The following is a 15,338-nucleotide window of genomic DNA, read 5'->3' as shown; positions in this document are numbered from 1 at the left end:
CGCGAAATCAAGCAAAAGTCCAAAACTTGGCCTCATATGTGCATTTTATATATCTCAGACTTCGGATTACCGTGTCCTCGGAGGAGAAGGCAGGGTCGGGTTCACACCCGTGCCCCATGCCGAGAAAAGGCGCCCGCACAGGGCCCGAAGGGAGGAAATCATGACGAATTTTTCGCGGCGCGCGGCGCTGCGCGCAATTGCCTTATGGACCGCGGCGAGCACGCTGATCGGTGGGCCCGCCCTCGCCGAGGGCGACAAGGTGCGGATCGGCTACGCGGTGGCGCGCACCGGGGCCAATGCCACCGGGGCAGGGATCACCACGATCCCCAATTACGAGCTCTGGGTGAAGACGGTGAACGCGGCAGGCGGGCTGAAGATGCCCGACGGGTCGCAGCGGATGATCGAGGTCGTGGAATATGACAACCGCTCCTCGAACGAGGATCTGGTGCGCTCGATCGAACGGCTCGCGAGCCAGGACAAGGTCGATCTGATCCTGCCGCCCTGGGGGACCGGGCCGAACCTCGCCGTCGCGCCCCTGTTCGACCGCTTCGGCTATCCCCAGCTTGCCGTCACCGCAGTGACCGACAAGGCGCCCGATTTCGTCAAGCGCTGGAAGCGCAGCTTCTGGCTGCTGGGCGGCGGACATGACTATGCCGAGGGGCTGGTCGACGTGCTCAAGGCGGCGCGCGACGCGGGCACGATCAACAACAAGATCGCCGCCGTGTCGGTCGCCGACGGGTTCGGCATCGACCTGATCAGCGGCGCGCGCCCCGCCTTCAAACAGGCCGGGTTCGATCTGGTCTACGACAAGTCCTACCCGCTCGGCACCTCGGATTTCTCCGCGATCCTGAGCGAGGCGAAAGCGTCGGGCGCGGACAGTTTCGTCGCGTTCTCCTACCCGCCGGGCAGCTTCGGCATGACCAAGACCGCGCAGTCGATGGGGTTCAATCCGAAAGTCTTCTACCTCTCGGTGGGCGGCGCCTTCCCGATCTATCCGGGCATCGCCGATGGCAAGGCCGAGGGCGTGATGGCGATCGGTGGCGTCAATGCCGACAGCCCCGCGATGCAGGAATATTTCGCCCGCCACACCAAGGAGATCGGCAATCCGCCCGACAGCTGGGCCAGCGCGATCACCTATGCCTCGTTGCAGATGCTCGAACAGGCGGTGGCGCGGGTCGGGCTCGATCACGAGGCGCTCGCCAATGAACTCTCGACCGGCAGTTTCGACACCGTGATCGGAACCGTGAAGCTCGAGGACAACCAGTTGCGTGATCTGTGGTGGGTCGGGCAGTGGCAGGGCGGCGCCTTCCGCGCGATCGACCCGGCCGACAAGCCGGGCGCTTCGGCCCCGATCATCCCCAAGCCCGCCTGGTAACCCCACTCCAGGCGAGCTGACCTTGCGCGGGCCGAAAGCCCGGCCCGCGCCTCTTTTTCTCGACGGATCCCATGCTTGTCACGACCCTGATTCTCGGGCTCGTCCTGGGCGGCACCTATGCGCTGCTCGCCCTCGGCCTGACCCTGCAATACGGCATCAGCCGGATCATGAACCTCGCCTATGGCGAGTTCACCCTGGTCTCGGCCTTCGCCCTCGTCGCGCTCTTCAAGGGGGCAGGCGTGCCGCCTCTCCTTGCGATCGTGCTCATCGCGCCCCTGGGCTATGCGGTGGGCTGGATTCTCTACGCGGTGATGATGCGCCCGCTGGTGGCGCGCGCGGGCGATGCCGGCCGGCTCGATGTCGCCTCCATTCTTGCGACCTTCGGATTGATGTTCCTGATCCAGGGCGGCCTTCTGGTCACCTTCGGCGCGGATTTCACCTCGATCACCTATCTCGATCAGGGGGTGAACGTGCTGGGCGTGCCGGTCGCGCTCAACCGTCTCATCGCCTTCGCGATCTGCGTCGTCGCGGGCGGAGGGCTGGTGCTCGCGCTCGGCCGCACCCGCTGGGGGCTTGCGCTGCGCGCGGTCGCCCAGACGCCGGGATCGGCGCCGCTGGTGGGGATCGACGTGAACCGGGTGGCGCGGCAGGGCTTCGCGCTCGGCACGGCGCTCGCGGCGATTGCCGGGGCGAGCATCGCGATGCACCAGACCTTCTCGGCGACCGATGGCGTGGTGTTCACCATGAAGGCGCTGGTCATCGTGATCATGGGCGGGGTCGGCAATGTCGCGGGCACGCTGATCGCGGGGCTCGCGCTCGGGCTGGTCGAGACCTTCGTCGCGACCGCGATCGACCCGGGACTGACGCTGGCGGCGACCTTCGCGATCTTCCTCGTGGTCCTTCTGTGGCGCCCGCAGGGCCTGTTCGGGAGGCGCTGAGATGAAGATCGCTCTCTCGCTTGCCGCCCTCGTGGCCCTCGCGCTCGCGCCTTTCGGGGTCTCCGATTACGGGCTCGGACTGCTGATCGGCGCGGTCACCTATGTCACGCTCGCCAGCGGCTGGGCCGTGTTCTCGGGCCATACGCGCTATGTCTCTCTCGCCACGGTCGCTTTCTACGGAACCGGCGCCTACACGGTCGCGGTGCTCAACGAGGCGATGCCCTATTGGCTGGTGCTGATCGTCGCCGGGCTGATCGGGGCCGCGATCGCGCTGGTGGTCGGGCTCTCGACCCTGCGCCTTGCCGGGGTCTATTTCGTGATCTTCACCTTCGGCCTGTCCGAACTCGTGCGCCAGCTCATCACCTGGTACGAGGTCAATGTCACCGGCACCCTCGGGCGCTACATCTTCCTCGATGTGAGCGCGCGCGAGATCTACTGGCAGATGCTCGCGCTCGGGGCGGCCACGATCGCGCTGACCGCCTGGATCCAGCGTCACCGGCTGGGCCTTGCGCTGCGGGTGATCGGCGATGACGAGGTGGTGGCGGCGCATTCGGGCATTCCGCTCGCGCGTACGAAACTCACCGCTTTCGTGCTCTCGGCCACGATCCTGACGCTGGCCGGCGCGATCGCGAGCCCCCGCTGGGTCTATGTCGAGCCCTCGATCGTGTTCAATCCGACCGTCAGCTTCCTGACCGTGATCATGGCGCTGCTGGGCGGGGCGAACCGGCTCTGGGGGCCGGTTCTGGGCGCGGTGCCGCTGTTTCTCGCCTTCGAATGGCTCTCGGCACGGTTTCCCGACACCTACCCGATCTTCCTGGGGCTTCTGTTCATTCTCGTGGTCTTCGCGCTGCCCGACGGTATCCTTGCCGGGCTGGAGCGGCTGAAGACGCGCAAGACGGAGGACAGGGCATGACGCTGCTTGCGATCGACCATGTCACCAAGCGGTTCGGCGGGCTGACGGCGGTGAACGAGCTGTCCTTCACCCTCGCGCAAGGCGAGGTGGTGGGGCTTCTGGGGCCGAACGGCTCGGGCAAGACGACGCTGGTGAACCTGATCTCCGGCGATCTCGCGGCCGATGGGGGACGGATCACGCTGGCGGGCGAGACCCTGACCGGGCGTCGGCCCGACCAGGTCGCGCGGGCCGGGGTGGCGCGCACGTTCCAGCTGGTGCGGATCCTGCCCTCGCTCAGCCTCACCGAGAACGTGATGATCCCCGCGGTCTTCGGCGCGAAATCCCATTGGGGCGCGGAGGCGCGCGCGGTCGCGCGGGACGCTCTCGAGCGGGTCGGACTCGCGGGGCGGGCCGAGACCAGCGCCGGTGCGCTGACCTATATCGACCAGAAACGGCTCGAACTGGCGCGTGCGCTGGCCGCCGAGCCGCGGCTTCTCCTGCTCGACGAATGGCTCGCGGGGCTCAACCCGACCGAACTGGCCGAGGGGATCGCGCTGATCCGCTCGCTGTCGGAAAGCGGGATCACGATCCTCATCGTCGAACATATCATGGAAGCGGTGCGGGCGCTCTGCTCGCGCGTGGTGGTGATGAATTCGGGGCGGCTGATCGCGGACGAGGCGACCGAGACCGCGCTGAGGGATCCGCATGTCATCGCGGCCTATCTGGGGGAGGGGACCGATGCTTGAGGTCACGGATCTGCGGATCACCTATGGCAAGCATGTCGCGCTCGACGGCGCCTCGATCTCGGTCGGGGCGGGCGAGATGGTGGCGATCCTCGGCGCGAACGGGGCGGGCAAATCCTCGCTTCTGGGGGCGGTGGGCGGCCGCGTGCGTCCCGCCTCCGGACAGGTCACCTACAAGGGGCGCGATCTGCTGCGTCTGCCGCAGCACGCGCTGGTCGAGGAGGGGATCGCGCTGGTCCCCGAGGGCCGCGGCATCTTTCCCGGACTGAGCGTCGCGGAAAACCTCGATCTCGGCGCGCGGCCCCGACGGGCGAAGGCGCGCGCCGGGGCGATCCGCGAGCAGGTGTTCACGCTCTTTCCCAAGCTCGCCGAGCGTCGCGCGCAGATCGCGGGCACGATGTCGGGCGGCGAGCAGCAGATGGTGGCGATCGGGCGCGCGCTGATGTCGGCCCCCGATCTGCTGTTGCTCGACGAGCCCTCGCTCGGGCTCGCGCCGATCGTGGTGCAGGAGGTCTTCGCCGCCCTCGCGCGGATCCGTGCGAGCGGCCTGACCATCATGATCGTCGAGCAGAACGCGCGCGCGACGCTGGCGCTTGCCGATCGCGCCTATCTCATCGAGGCGGGGCGGATCACCGGATCTGGTCCTGCCGACACTCTTCGTACCGACCCCGCAGTCGTGCGCGCCTTCCTCGGGGGCGCGGCGGTTGCCGAGAGCTGAAAGGAAAAGCCATGGAAACTCTCAATCTCTATATCAACGGACAGCATGTCCCGGCCGAGAACGACCGGCGCTTCACCCGCGAGAACCCGGTCACGGGCGAGCAGGTCACGCAGGCCGCCGCGGCCAGCATCGCGGATGCGACCAAGGCGGTCGACGCCGCGGCCCGCGCCTTTCCCGCCTGGTCGGCGACCGGGCCGGGCGAGCGGCGCGCGAAGCTGCTCGCCGCGTCGGAAAGCCTCAAGGCGCGCGCCGATGACATCGTCGCGGCGATGAAGGAGGAGATCGGCGCGACCGAGGGCTGGGCGCGCTTCAACGTCATGCTGGCCGCCGACATGCTGGTCGAGGCCGCCGCGCTCACCACCCAGATCAAGGGCGAGATCGTGCCCTCGAACCGCCCCGGCACGACCGCCTTCGCGATTCGTCAGCCGGCGGGCGTGGTGCTCGCGATGGCGCCGTGGAACGCGCCGGTGATCCTCGGCGTGCGCTCGATCGCGACGCCGCTGGCCTGCGGCAACACGGTGGTGATGAAGACCTCCGAACTCTGCCCCCGCGTCCATGCGCTGATCATCGAGGCGGTCGCGGAGGCGGGCTTCCCCGACGGGGTGCTCAACGCGGTCTCGAACGCGCCCGAGGATGCGCCCGAGCTTGTCGAGGCGCTGATCGCCAACCCGGCGGTGCGGCGGGTGAACTTCACCGGCTCGACCCGCGTGGGCAAGGTGATCGGCGAGCTGGCGGGGCGGTGTCTCAAACCCGCGCTGCTCGAACTTGGCGGCAAGGCTCCGATGATCGTGCTGGAGGATGCCGATATCGACGCGGCGGTCGCGGCGGCAGGCTTCGGCGCCTACATGAACCAGGGCCAGATCTGCATGTCGACCGAGCGGATCATCACCGTGGGCAAGGCGGGCGACGCCTTCGTCGAGGCCTTCTCGAAGAAGGTCGAGAGCCTCACCGCCGGCGACCCGGTGAAGGGCGAACAGCCGCTGGGCTCGCTCGTCACCGATGCGGCGGCGGACCGGGTGCGCGGTCTGATCGACGACGCGGTCGAAAACGGCGCGCGGCTGATCGCGGGCGGCGGGCAGGGCACCATCCTCAACGCCGCCGCGCTCGATCAGGTCACCCCCGAGATGCGGATCTATGCGGAGGAAAGCTTCGGCCCGGTCGTCGCGATCATCCGCGCGGCCTCGGTCGACGAGGCGGTGCGGATCGCCAATGAAAGCGAATTCGGCCTGTCCGCCGCGGTCTTCGGGCGCGACGTGATGAATGCGCTGGCGGTCGCGAAACGGATCGAGAGCGGGATCTGCCATGTCAACGGCCCGACCGTGCATGACGAGGCGCAGATGCCCTTCGGCGGGGTCAAGGCCTCGGGCTACGGCCGGTTCGGCGGCACCTGGGGGATCGCCGAGTTCACCGAGCTGCGCTGGATCACGCTGCAGGACGGGCCGCTGCATTACCCGCTGTGACCGCGCCCGGCCTGTTGTCGTCTTGCAGGCCAATGTGCGGTCATCATTGACAAAAGGAATGACGTCGCCGAGGTTTTCACCAGCTTCGGCGGCGCCTTCGCGCCGCGCCACCCCCTCGAACCTCACGCGGCAGGCAGATGCTGATACATTCGGGCAAGGATCGCAGCGCGGCGATCGACCTTCGGCTGGCGGTGCTGCTCTCCTCCATCGCGGGCGCGGTGAACGCGGCTGGGTTTCGCGCGATGGGGTTCTTCTCGGCGAACATGACGGGGAATGTCTCGGTGCTGGCCGAGCATCTCGCGGCCTGGCAGATCTCGCTCGTGCTCTTCGCGGCGGGGCTGGTCGCGGCCTTCATCGGCGGGGCCTTCGTCTCCGCGCTGCTGATCGAGCTTGGCCAGAAGCGGCGCATCCGCAGCATCTTCGCCTATAGTATCGTGCTCGAGGCGGTGCTGATCTGCGCGCTGGCCCTTGTCGATATCGCGCTGCCGGAGACGCAGCGCGGGCCGATGATCCTGGCGGGGCTGAGCTTCTGCATGGGGCTCCAGAACGCGGCGACGACGCGGATCTCGGATGCGCGGGTCCGCACGACCCATCTTTCCGGCATCGCCACCGATATCGGGATCGAACTGGCGGTGCTTCTGGGTGGCGCGCGCGATACCGACACGCGATCCGTCGTGCTGTCGCGCTTCTGGCTGCATGGGGCGACCCTGATCGCCTTCATCGGGGGCGGGGTTCTGGGCGTTCTTGTCTATGCACTGATCGGGCCGGGCGCCTATATCCTGGCCGGGGTCGCGCTTCTCGCGATCGCGATCCCGGAGGTGCGGCGGGTGAGATCGCGCGCGACACGCGGCGTCTGAGCCCCCGGAAGTCCGGCGGGTCAGGTCAATTTCGCGCAATAGGCGAGCGAAACCGAACGGTAAGCACAAAAATTAGGCAAAACCGCCGGTGAATTCGCTTTAATTTCCCGTTTTCGCGCTTTGATGCATTTTTAGGTCTTGTTTCCGGGCCGCGAGCGATGTCACCGTTGCGTTACATCGGAACATCCCGAACGGCATTCGCGCCTCGCTTGAACCTCGCAATTTCGCGTGCGGTCAGCGGGGCGTTTTTCGTTTCGGAAAACTCAGGACGGCGGCTGCGCATGAAAGAACGGATCGAACTCGGATTGCTCTATTCCCGCTCGGGGAGCTATTCGCTGATCTCCGAGGCCTGCCGCAGCGGCGTGCTCGGCGCGATTGCCGAGATCAACGCCGATCCCGGGATGAGCCTGAGCTTCGTGCCGATCGAGCGCGATCCGCAGGGCAATACCGACGCCTATGGCCCGCTTTGCGAAGAGATCCTGCGGGAAAGTTCCGCGCGCCATGTCATCGGCTGCGTGACCTCGTGGAGCCGCAAGGAGGTGATCCCGACGCTCGAGAAGGCAGGCGGCACGCTGTGGTACGCGGTGCCCTATGAAGGGTTCGAGGCCTCCGATCACGTCGTCTATACCCATGCCTGCCCGAACCAGCACCTGCTGCCGCTCCTGGGCTGGGCCTTCGTGCAGGCGGGGCGGCGCGGCTACCTGACCGGGTCGAACTATATCTGGGGCTGGGAGATGAACCGGCTCGCGCGCGACGTGATCCTGGGGGCAGGGGGCGAGGTTCTGGGCGAGCGCTACCTGCCGCTCGGGGCGCTGGAAATCGACCGGATGATCGAGGAGATCCGCGCGACGCGGCCCGATTTCATCCTCAACAACCTGATCGGCCCGTCGCAATATGCCTTCCTCGAAGCCTATCACCGGCTGGGTCAGGAAGACGCGCATTTCCGCGCCGCGACCTGCCCGATCCTGTCGTGCAACCTCACCGAATGCGAGCTGCCCGCGATCCATCCGGCCGCGGCCGAAGGGCTGATCGCGGCGGGGCCCTATTTCCGGGGCGCGACCGGTTGGCCCGATGCGGGGCGCAATTTCGGGTCCTCGCATGAGGCGGCGGCCTTCTCCGCGGTGCATCGGCTGGCGCGGCTTCTCTCGGGGCATCCGGGGGCCGAGACGGAGAGCCTTGCGGATCTGCTTGCCCATGCGCCGGGCGGCACCGAGGGGATCGACCCTTCGACCCATCACACCGATCTGCCCGTGCTGATCGCGCAGGTCGAGAACGGCGCCTTCGTCCCGCGCGAACGGCTCGGCCCGGTCGCGGGCGATCCCTATCTCGCGCATGGCCGCGACGCGGTCGTGCCGGGCGCGCCAAGCTTGAGGGTGGTGTCATGAAGCGCAAGATCCGGATCCCGAACCTGGGCGGCGCGCGCGCCTATCTGCTGCACCGCCCCCATGCGACGGTGCAGGCGCTCGAACGCCAGCTGCGCGCGATCGGGCTCGAGGTGGTGGCCTGCTGGCCGGACCTTCCCGCCGAGGCGCTTTCGGGCGATTTCGTCTTCTTCGATGCGGATCAGGGCTATGACGCGCAATTCCCGTGGAAGCCGGGCGAGGGCCCGATGCCGATGATCGCGCTGATCGGATCGGAGGCACCGGGCCGGATCGAGTGGTCGCTCGAGGCCGGGGCGCATGCGCAGCTTCTCAAACCCGTGGGCGATGGCGGGGCCTATTCGGCGCTCCTGATCGCGCGCATGGCCTTCGAGGCGCGCCAGTCGCTCTCGACCGAGATCGCCGATCTGCGCCGCCGCCTCGACGAGCGCCAGACCGTGGTGCGCGCCGTCACCCTGCTGGCCGCGCGCGGCAAGAGCGAGGCCGAGGCCTATGACCAGCTGCGGCAGATGGCGATGGCCTGGCGGGTGAGTTTCGAGGTCGCGGCGCGCCGCGTCGTGTCGAGCCATGACAAGCAAGGAGACGGGAATGACCGACGCGACCTCGGCTGATCTGCCCGTGCGCCCGCAAGGCGCGCTGCGCCGGCTGATGCGGCGCAAGCTGGCGCTGCTGGGCGTCGCGGTGATCGCCATCGTGACCATCGGGGCGATCTTCGCGCCCTGGATCGCGCCCTATCAGCCGCAAGAGCAGATGTTCGACGGGCTGACGCTGGAGGGCTCGCCCCTGGGGCCGAACGCGAAATTCTGGCTGGGCACCGATCTTCTGGGCCGCGATCTGTTCTCGCGCATCCTTTACGGCGCTCGCACCTCGCTGATCATTGGTGTCGTGGCGAACGGTCTGGCGTTGATCATCGGCACGCTGATCGGGGTGACGGCGGGCTATTTCCGCGGCTGGATCGGCGCGGTGCTGATGCGCTTCACCGACCTTATGATGGCCTTCCCGGCGCTGTTGCTGGCGATCTGTCTTGCCGCGATCTTTACGCCGTCCCTGTGGATCGTCGCGATGGTGATCGCGCTGGTGAACTGGGTGCAGACCGCGCGCGTCGTCTATACCGAGACCTCGGCGCTGGCCGAGCGGGAATTCGTCGCCGCCGAAAAGACGCTGGGGGCAGGGACCGCGCGCATCCTGTTTCGCCATATCCTGCCGCATCTGGTGCCGATGATCATCGTCTGGGGCACGCTGGGGATCTCGACGACCGTGCTGCTGGAAGCGACGCTGAGCTATCTTGGCGTGGGCGTTCAGCCCCCCACGCCCAGCTGGGGCAACATCATCTTCGAGAACCAGACCTATTTCCAGGCGGCGCCCTGGCTGGTCTTCATCCCCGGCGCAGCCATCCTGCTGCTTGCCTTGGCCTTCAACCTTGTCGGTGACGCGCTGCGCGATGTCCTTGACCCGACGCAGAGGGGGCGCGAGTGATGCTGGCCTATCTGACCCGCCGCCTGATCCAGTCCGCGCTGATCCTGCTGGGCGTCTCCTTCATCACCTTCTTCCTGCTCTATGTGCTGCCCGCCGATCCGGTGCGCCAGATCGCGGGGCGCTCGGCCACCGCCGAGACGGTCGCCAATATCCGCCACCAGCTCGGGCTCGATCAGCCTTTCGTGGTGCAATATGCGCGCTATCTGGGCGGGCTAGTGCAGGGCGATATGGGCCGCAGCTACCTGCAGAAGACCGAAGTGGCGACGTTGATCGCGGCGCGCCTGCCCGCGACGCTGCTGCTGATGCTCGGCGCGATCGTGGCGGAACTGGTGATCGGGCTCAGCCTTGGCGTGATCGCCGCGATCCGGCGCGGGGGCGCGCTCGACCAATCCTTGATGATCACCTCCTTCGTGGCGGTCTCGGCGCCGCAATTCGTGGTCGGCCTGCTGCTGCTCTACGTCTTCGCGGTCAAGCTGAGCTGGTTCCCGATCGGCGGTTACGGCAGCTTCTCGCATCTGGTGCTGCCCGCGCTCACGCTCGGGATCATGGGCTCGGGCTGGTATAGCCGGATGATGCGCTCGTCGATGATCGACGTGCTGCGCTCGGACTATATCCGCACCGCGCGGGCCAAGGGGCTCAAGCGGATGCGCGTGCTCGCGCTCCATGCCATGCCCAACGCGATCCTGCCCATCATCGCGATGATCGGCATCGATATCGGCATCTTCATGTCGGGGATCGTGGTGGTCGAAAGCGTCTTCGGCTGGCCCGGCATCGGCCAGCTCGCCTGGCAGGCGATCCAGCGCGTCGACATCCCGATCATCATGGGCGTCACGCTCGTTTCGGCCTGCGCGATCGTGCTGGGCAACCTGCTGGCCGACATGATCACCCCTTTCATCGACCCGCGCATCAAGCTGCGCTGATCGCAAGCAGATACCCCGGGCCAACCGGGGAGACCCCGAAAACCGGAAAACCAACAGACGGAGAGTGAAATGAGCCTGATGAAAACGATGCTCGCGACCAGCGCGATGGCGGTCTCGCTGAGCCTGGCCAGCCTGGCCGGCGCGCAGGACTACCAGCCCGACCCCAACGCCAAGCCGGGCGGCAATATCATCGTCACCTACAAGGACGATGTCGCCACGCTCGATCCCGCGATCGGCTATGACTGGCAGAACTGGTCGATGATCAAATCGGTCTTCGACGGGCTGATGGATTACGTCCCCGGCACGACCGAACTGCGCCCGGGTCTGGCCGAGAGCTACGAGATCTCGGATGACGGCAAGACCTTCACCTTCCACCTGCGCAAGGGGGTGAAGTTCCACAATGGCCGCGAGATGACCGCCGAGGACGTGAAATACTCGCTCGACCGGGTGACCACCCCGGCCACGCAATCGCCCGGCGCGGGCTTCTTCGGCTCGATCAAGGGCTATGACGCGATGGCGGATGGCTCGGCCACCAGCCTTGAGGGCGTCACCGTCGTCGATCCCTACACCGTCCAGATCGAGCTCTCGCGCCCCGACGCGACCTTCCTGCATGTGATGGCGCTCAACTTCTCCTCGGTCGTGCCGAAGGAAGAGGTCGAGAAATACGGCACCGATTTCGGCAAGCACCCGGTGGGCACCGGCGCGTTCAAGCTTTCCGACTGGACGATCGGGCAGCAGCTCGTGCTGACCAAGAATGCCGATTACTGGCGCGACGGCGTGCCCTATCTCGACCAGATCACCTTCGAAGTCGGGCAGGAGCCGATCGTGGCGCTGTTGCGCCTGCAGAAGGGTGAGGTGGACGTGCCCGGCGACGGCATTCCGCCCGCGAAATTCAACGAGGTGATGGGCAATCCCGACGAGGCGAGCCATGTCGTCGTGGGCGGCCAGCTGCATACCGGCTACATCACCCTCAATGTCGAGATGGCGCCCTTCGACAAGGTCGAGGTCCGTCAGGCGATCAACATGGCGATCAACAAGGATCGCATCGTGCAGATGATCAACGGCCGCGCGACCCCCGCGACCCAGCCGCTGCCGCCCTCGATGCCGGGCTACACCAAGGATTACGCGGGCTACGCCTTCGATCCCGAGAAGGCCAAGGCGATGCTGGCCGAGGCGGGTTATCCCGACGGGTTCGAGACCGAGCTCTACGTGATGAACACCGACCCGAACCCGCGCATCGCGCAGGCGATCCAGCAGGATCTTTCGTCGATCGGCGTGAGGGCCGATATCAAGGCGCTGGCCCAGGCCAACGTGATCGAGGCGGGCGGAACGCCCAAGACCGCGCCGATGATCTGGTCGGGCGGCATGGCCTGGATCGCGGATTTCCCCGATCCGTCAAACTTCTACGGGCCGATCCTGGGCTGCGCCGGCGCGGTCGAGGGCGGCTGGAACTGGTCGTGGTATTGCAACAAGGATCTCGACGCGATGGCGGCGGAAGCGGATTCCATCGTCGATCCCGCGAAGACCGACGAGCGGCTCAAGATGTGGTCCGATATCTACATGAAGGTGATGGAGGACGCGCCCTGGGTCCCGGTCTTCAACGAGAACCGCTACACGATGAAATCGACCCGGATGGGCGGGGCGGATGCGCTCTATGTCGACCCGGTCTCGATCCCCGTCAATTACGACTATGTCTATGTGACCGAGTAAACGACCATGTGCAAAGCCTGTGATTACACGATCCACGGCGCACAGCACCATTTCGGCTGGGACAATTCGCTTGTCCCGGCCGAGACGGTGGCTCCCGGATCGACCATCGAATTTCACTGTCACGACAGTTCCGCCGGACAGCTCGGCCCGTCCTCGACAGTCGAAGACGTCAAGACGCTCGATTTCGGCAAGATCAATCCGGTCTCCGGGCCGATCTATGTCGAGGGCGCCAAGCCCGGCGATGTGCTGAAAGTCACGATCGACAGCTTCGCCCCGCGTGAGCAGGAAGGCTCGGCCTGGGGCTGGACCGCGAACATCCCCGGTTTCGGGCTGCTCGCCGACCAGTTCGAGGACCCTGCGCTGACGATCTGGAAATACGACGCGGCCGCGCCCGACCGCGCGCTCTGGGGCACCGAGGGCAAGGTCGCGCTCAAGCCGTTTTGCGGCACCATCGGCGTCGCCCCTGCCGAGGCGGGCCTGCATTCGATCGTGCCCCCGCGCCGGGTGGGCGGCAATCTCGACATCCGCGATCTGGCGGCGGGCACCACGCTCTACCTGCCGGTCGAGGTCGAGGGGGCGCTGTTCTCGGTGGGCGACACCCATGCCGCGCAAGGCGATGGCGAGGTCTGCGGCACCGCGATCGAGAGCCCGATGAACTGCGTGCTCAGCTTCGATCTGGTGAAGGGCGAGAGCCTGAAATTCCCGCGCTTCACCACGCCGGGCCCGGTCACCCGCCACCTGGATACCGCAGGCTACGAGGTCACGACCGGCATCGGCCCCGACCTGATGACGGCGGCGCGCGATGCGGTATCGGGCATGATCGACCTGCTCTGCGCGCAGCGCGGCATGTCGGCGGTCGATGCCTATATGCTGGTCTCGACCTGCGGCGACCTGCGGATCTCCGAGATCGTCGACATGCCCAACTGGGTCGTCAGCTTCTATTTCCCGAGAAACGTGTTCGAATGATCGAAGTGAAAGACATGACAACCGGGGCCGCCGCGGCCCCGGACACCGCCCCGCCGGTCCTGCAGGTTCAGGGGCTGACGATTTCGGTGCGTGCCGAGGGGCGCGAACGCCCGCTGGTCAGCGATCTGAGTTTCACGCTCGCACGCGGCGAAACCATCGCCATCGCGGGCGAGAGCGGCTCGGGAAAATCGCTGACCTCGCTGGCGATCATGGGGCTGTTGCCGCCGCCAGCCTTGCGGGTGAGTGAAGGCAGGATACTCCTGAATGATCAGGATCTTACGAGCCTTTCTGAAAGCAGGATGCGAACTGTGCGCGGCAACCGGATCGCGATGATCTTCCAGGAGCCGATGACCTCGCTCAACCCGGTTCTCACGATCGGGCTGCAACTGGCCGAAGCGATCCGCGCGCATGAACCGATCTCGAAGCGCGAGGCCCGCGCCCGCGCGCTCGAGGCGTTGAAGGCGGTTCGGATTTCCGAGCCCGAACGCCGGATGGGCCAATACCCGCACGAGCTTTCGGGCGGGATGCGCCAGCGGGTGATGATCGCGATGGCGCTGGCGCTGCGCCCCGACGTGCTGATCGCGGATGAACCCACGACCGCGCTCGACGTGACGGTGCAGCGCGAGGTTCTCGACCTGCTGCGCGATCTGCAGCGCGAGATGGGAACCGCGATCATCCTGATCACCCATGACATGGGGGTGGTGTCCGAGATGGCCGAGCGGGTGATCGTGATGAAACAGGGCCGGGCGGTCGAACAGGGCCCGGTGCGTCAGATCTTCGAGGCCCCGCAGGAAAGCTACACGCGCGACCTGCTGGCCGCCGTGCCGCGCATGGGCGATGGCAGCGGAGCGCCCGCGCGCGATGGCGATGCGGCCCCCGTCGCGAGCCTGCGCGATGTGCGGGTGCGTTTCGACATTCGCGGCGGGATCCTGTCGCAGGTCACCCACCGCGTCCATGCGGTGGAGAATGTGAGCCTGGACATCATGGCGGGCGAGACGTTTTCGCTCGTGGGCGAAAGCGGCTGCGGCAAATCCACGATCGCGAAGGCGCTGGTCGGCCTCGTCCCGCACCAGGGCAGAATTGAGGTTGCGGGCCATGTCCTCGGCGGCATGAAATCCAGCGATATGAAGTCATTGCGGCGCGATGTTCAGATCGTGTTTCAAGATCCGATGGCCGCGCTCGACCCGCGGATGCGGGTGGGTGAACTGGTGGGCGAGCCGCTTTTGATCCACGCTATCGGCACGCCCGAGGAACGGCGCGAACGTGTCGCGGGGCTGTTCGAGCGGGTGGGCCTGTCGCGCGACCAGCTCGACCGCTACCCGCACGAGTTCTCGGGCGGGCAGCGTCAGCGGATCTGCATCGCCCGCGCGCTCGCGCTCCAGCCGAAACTGATCGTCGCCGATGAAAGCGTCTCGGCGCTCGATGTCTCGGTGCAGGCGCGTGTGCTCGATCTGCTGGCGGCGCTCAAGCGCGAATTCGGCATCGCCTACCTGTTCATCAGCCATGACATGGCCGTGGTCGAGAATATCTCGGACCGGGTCGCGGTGATGTATATGGGGCAGATCGTCGAGATGGGGACTCGCGCGCAGATCTTCGGCAATCCGCGCCACCCCTATACCAAGCGCCTGATGGCCGCGGTGCCGGTGCCCGATCCGACCCATCGCCGTCCGCCCGTGCCGCGGCTTGCCGGCGAGGTCCCGAGCCCGGTCTACCCGGTGGGCGAGGCGCCGCAGCGGCTGCCGTTGCGAAATCTCGGAGACGGGCATCTCGTGGCCGATGCGCCGGAGCCGATGTGAGGGCGCGCGCCTCTCGCGGCGGGCGTTCTGTGGGGGAGTGATGCGGGGGAGCCGCAGGACCTGTCCAACCGCGCTGCGCCTGGGCGAGCCGACACTTTAGTACTTGCA

14 protein-coding genes are annotated in these 15,338 nt (G+C 66.9%); all 14 read left to right on the top strand.

Going from position 1 to position 15,338, the window contains the following annotated elements:
- Positions 1-160 precede the first annotated feature (160 nt).
- The 14 genes from DW2_RS03070 to DW2_RS03005 all read left to right on the top strand — a co-directional run bounded on the left by DW2_RS03070 (position 161) and on the right by DW2_RS03005 (position 15,230).
- Positions 161-1,375: an amino acid ABC transporter substrate-binding protein gene (locus tag DW2_RS03070; protein WP_038143741.1), complete on the top strand. Its 1,215-nt coding sequence runs from the start codon at positions 161-163 to the stop codon at positions 1,373-1,375.
- Between the two features lie 71 nt (positions 1,376-1,446).
- Positions 1,447-2,313, top strand: a complete 867-nt coding sequence (locus DW2_RS03065) for a branched-chain amino acid ABC transporter permease (protein ID WP_038143738.1) — start codon at positions 1,447-1,449, stop codon at positions 2,311-2,313.
- Between the two features lies 1 nt (position 2,314).
- Positions 2,315-3,226 carry a branched-chain amino acid ABC transporter permease gene (locus tag DW2_RS03060; protein WP_038143736.1) on the top strand — a complete coding sequence of 304 codons (912 nt, stop codon included), beginning with the start codon at positions 2,315-2,317 and terminating at the stop codon, positions 3,224-3,226.
- Entirely contained in the window at positions 3,223-3,951 is a 729-nt protein-coding gene (locus DW2_RS03055; protein WP_038143732.1) for an ABC transporter ATP-binding protein, read from the top strand. Before DW2_RS03060 ends, DW2_RS03055 begins: the two co-directional genes overlap by 4 nt.
- Entirely contained in the window at positions 3,944-4,666 is a 723-nt protein-coding gene (locus DW2_RS03050; protein WP_038143730.1) for an ABC transporter ATP-binding protein, read from the top strand. Before DW2_RS03055 ends, DW2_RS03050 begins: the two co-directional genes overlap by 8 nt.
- A gap of 11 nt (positions 4,667-4,677) precedes the next feature.
- Positions 4,678-6,126 carry an aldehyde dehydrogenase gene (locus DW2_RS03045; protein WP_038143729.1) on the top strand — a complete coding sequence of 483 codons (1,449 nt, stop codon included), beginning with the start codon at positions 4,678-4,680 and terminating at the stop codon, positions 6,124-6,126.
- A gap of 137 nt (positions 6,127-6,263) precedes the next feature.
- Entirely contained in the window at positions 6,264-6,983 is a 720-nt protein-coding gene (locus DW2_RS03040) for a YoaK family protein (protein ID WP_038143725.1), read from the top strand.
- 281 nt (positions 6,984-7,264) lie between these two features.
- On the top strand, positions 7,265-8,368 hold the full coding sequence (locus DW2_RS03035; RefSeq protein ID WP_038143721.1) for a transporter substrate-binding protein: 1,104 nt from the start codon (positions 7,265-7,267) through the stop codon (positions 8,366-8,368).
- Complete coding sequence (locus DW2_RS03030; RefSeq protein ID WP_038143718.1) at positions 8,365-8,973, top strand: ANTAR domain-containing response regulator; 609 nt, start codon at positions 8,365-8,367, stop codon at positions 8,971-8,973. The genes DW2_RS03035 and DW2_RS03030 overlap by 4 nt, the downstream gene beginning before the upstream one ends.
- Entirely contained in the window at positions 8,951-9,838 is an 888-nt protein-coding gene (locus tag DW2_RS03025; RefSeq protein ID WP_038143713.1) for an ABC transporter permease, read from the top strand. The genes DW2_RS03030 and DW2_RS03025 overlap by 23 nt, the downstream gene beginning before the upstream one ends.
- Positions 9,838-10,758 carry an ABC transporter permease gene (locus DW2_RS03020; RefSeq protein WP_038143710.1) on the top strand — a complete coding sequence of 307 codons (921 nt, stop codon included), beginning with the start codon at positions 9,838-9,840 and terminating at the stop codon, positions 10,756-10,758. The genes DW2_RS03025 and DW2_RS03020 overlap by 1 nt, the downstream gene beginning before the upstream one ends.
- A 78-nt stretch (positions 10,759-10,836) precedes the next feature.
- Entirely contained in the window at positions 10,837-12,468 is a 1,632-nt protein-coding gene (locus DW2_RS03015; RefSeq protein ID WP_038144017.1) for an ABC transporter substrate-binding protein, read from the top strand.
- Between the two features lie 6 nt (positions 12,469-12,474).
- Positions 12,475-13,434 (top strand): acetamidase/formamidase family protein, encoded by a 960-nt coding sequence (locus DW2_RS03010; protein WP_038143706.1) that lies wholly within the window; start codon positions 12,475-12,477, stop codon positions 13,432-13,434.
- Entirely contained in the window at positions 13,431-15,230 is a 1,800-nt protein-coding gene (locus DW2_RS03005; protein ID WP_337588232.1) for an ABC transporter ATP-binding protein, read from the top strand. Before DW2_RS03010 ends, DW2_RS03005 begins: the two co-directional genes overlap by 4 nt.
- Positions 15,231-15,338 lie beyond the last annotated feature (108 nt).

The organism is Thioclava atlantica, from assembly GCF_000737065.1.
GTDB lineage: Bacteria > Pseudomonadota > Alphaproteobacteria > Rhodobacterales > Rhodobacteraceae > Thioclava > Thioclava atlantica.
This window is presented reverse-complemented; position numbering and strand designations above follow the sequence as displayed.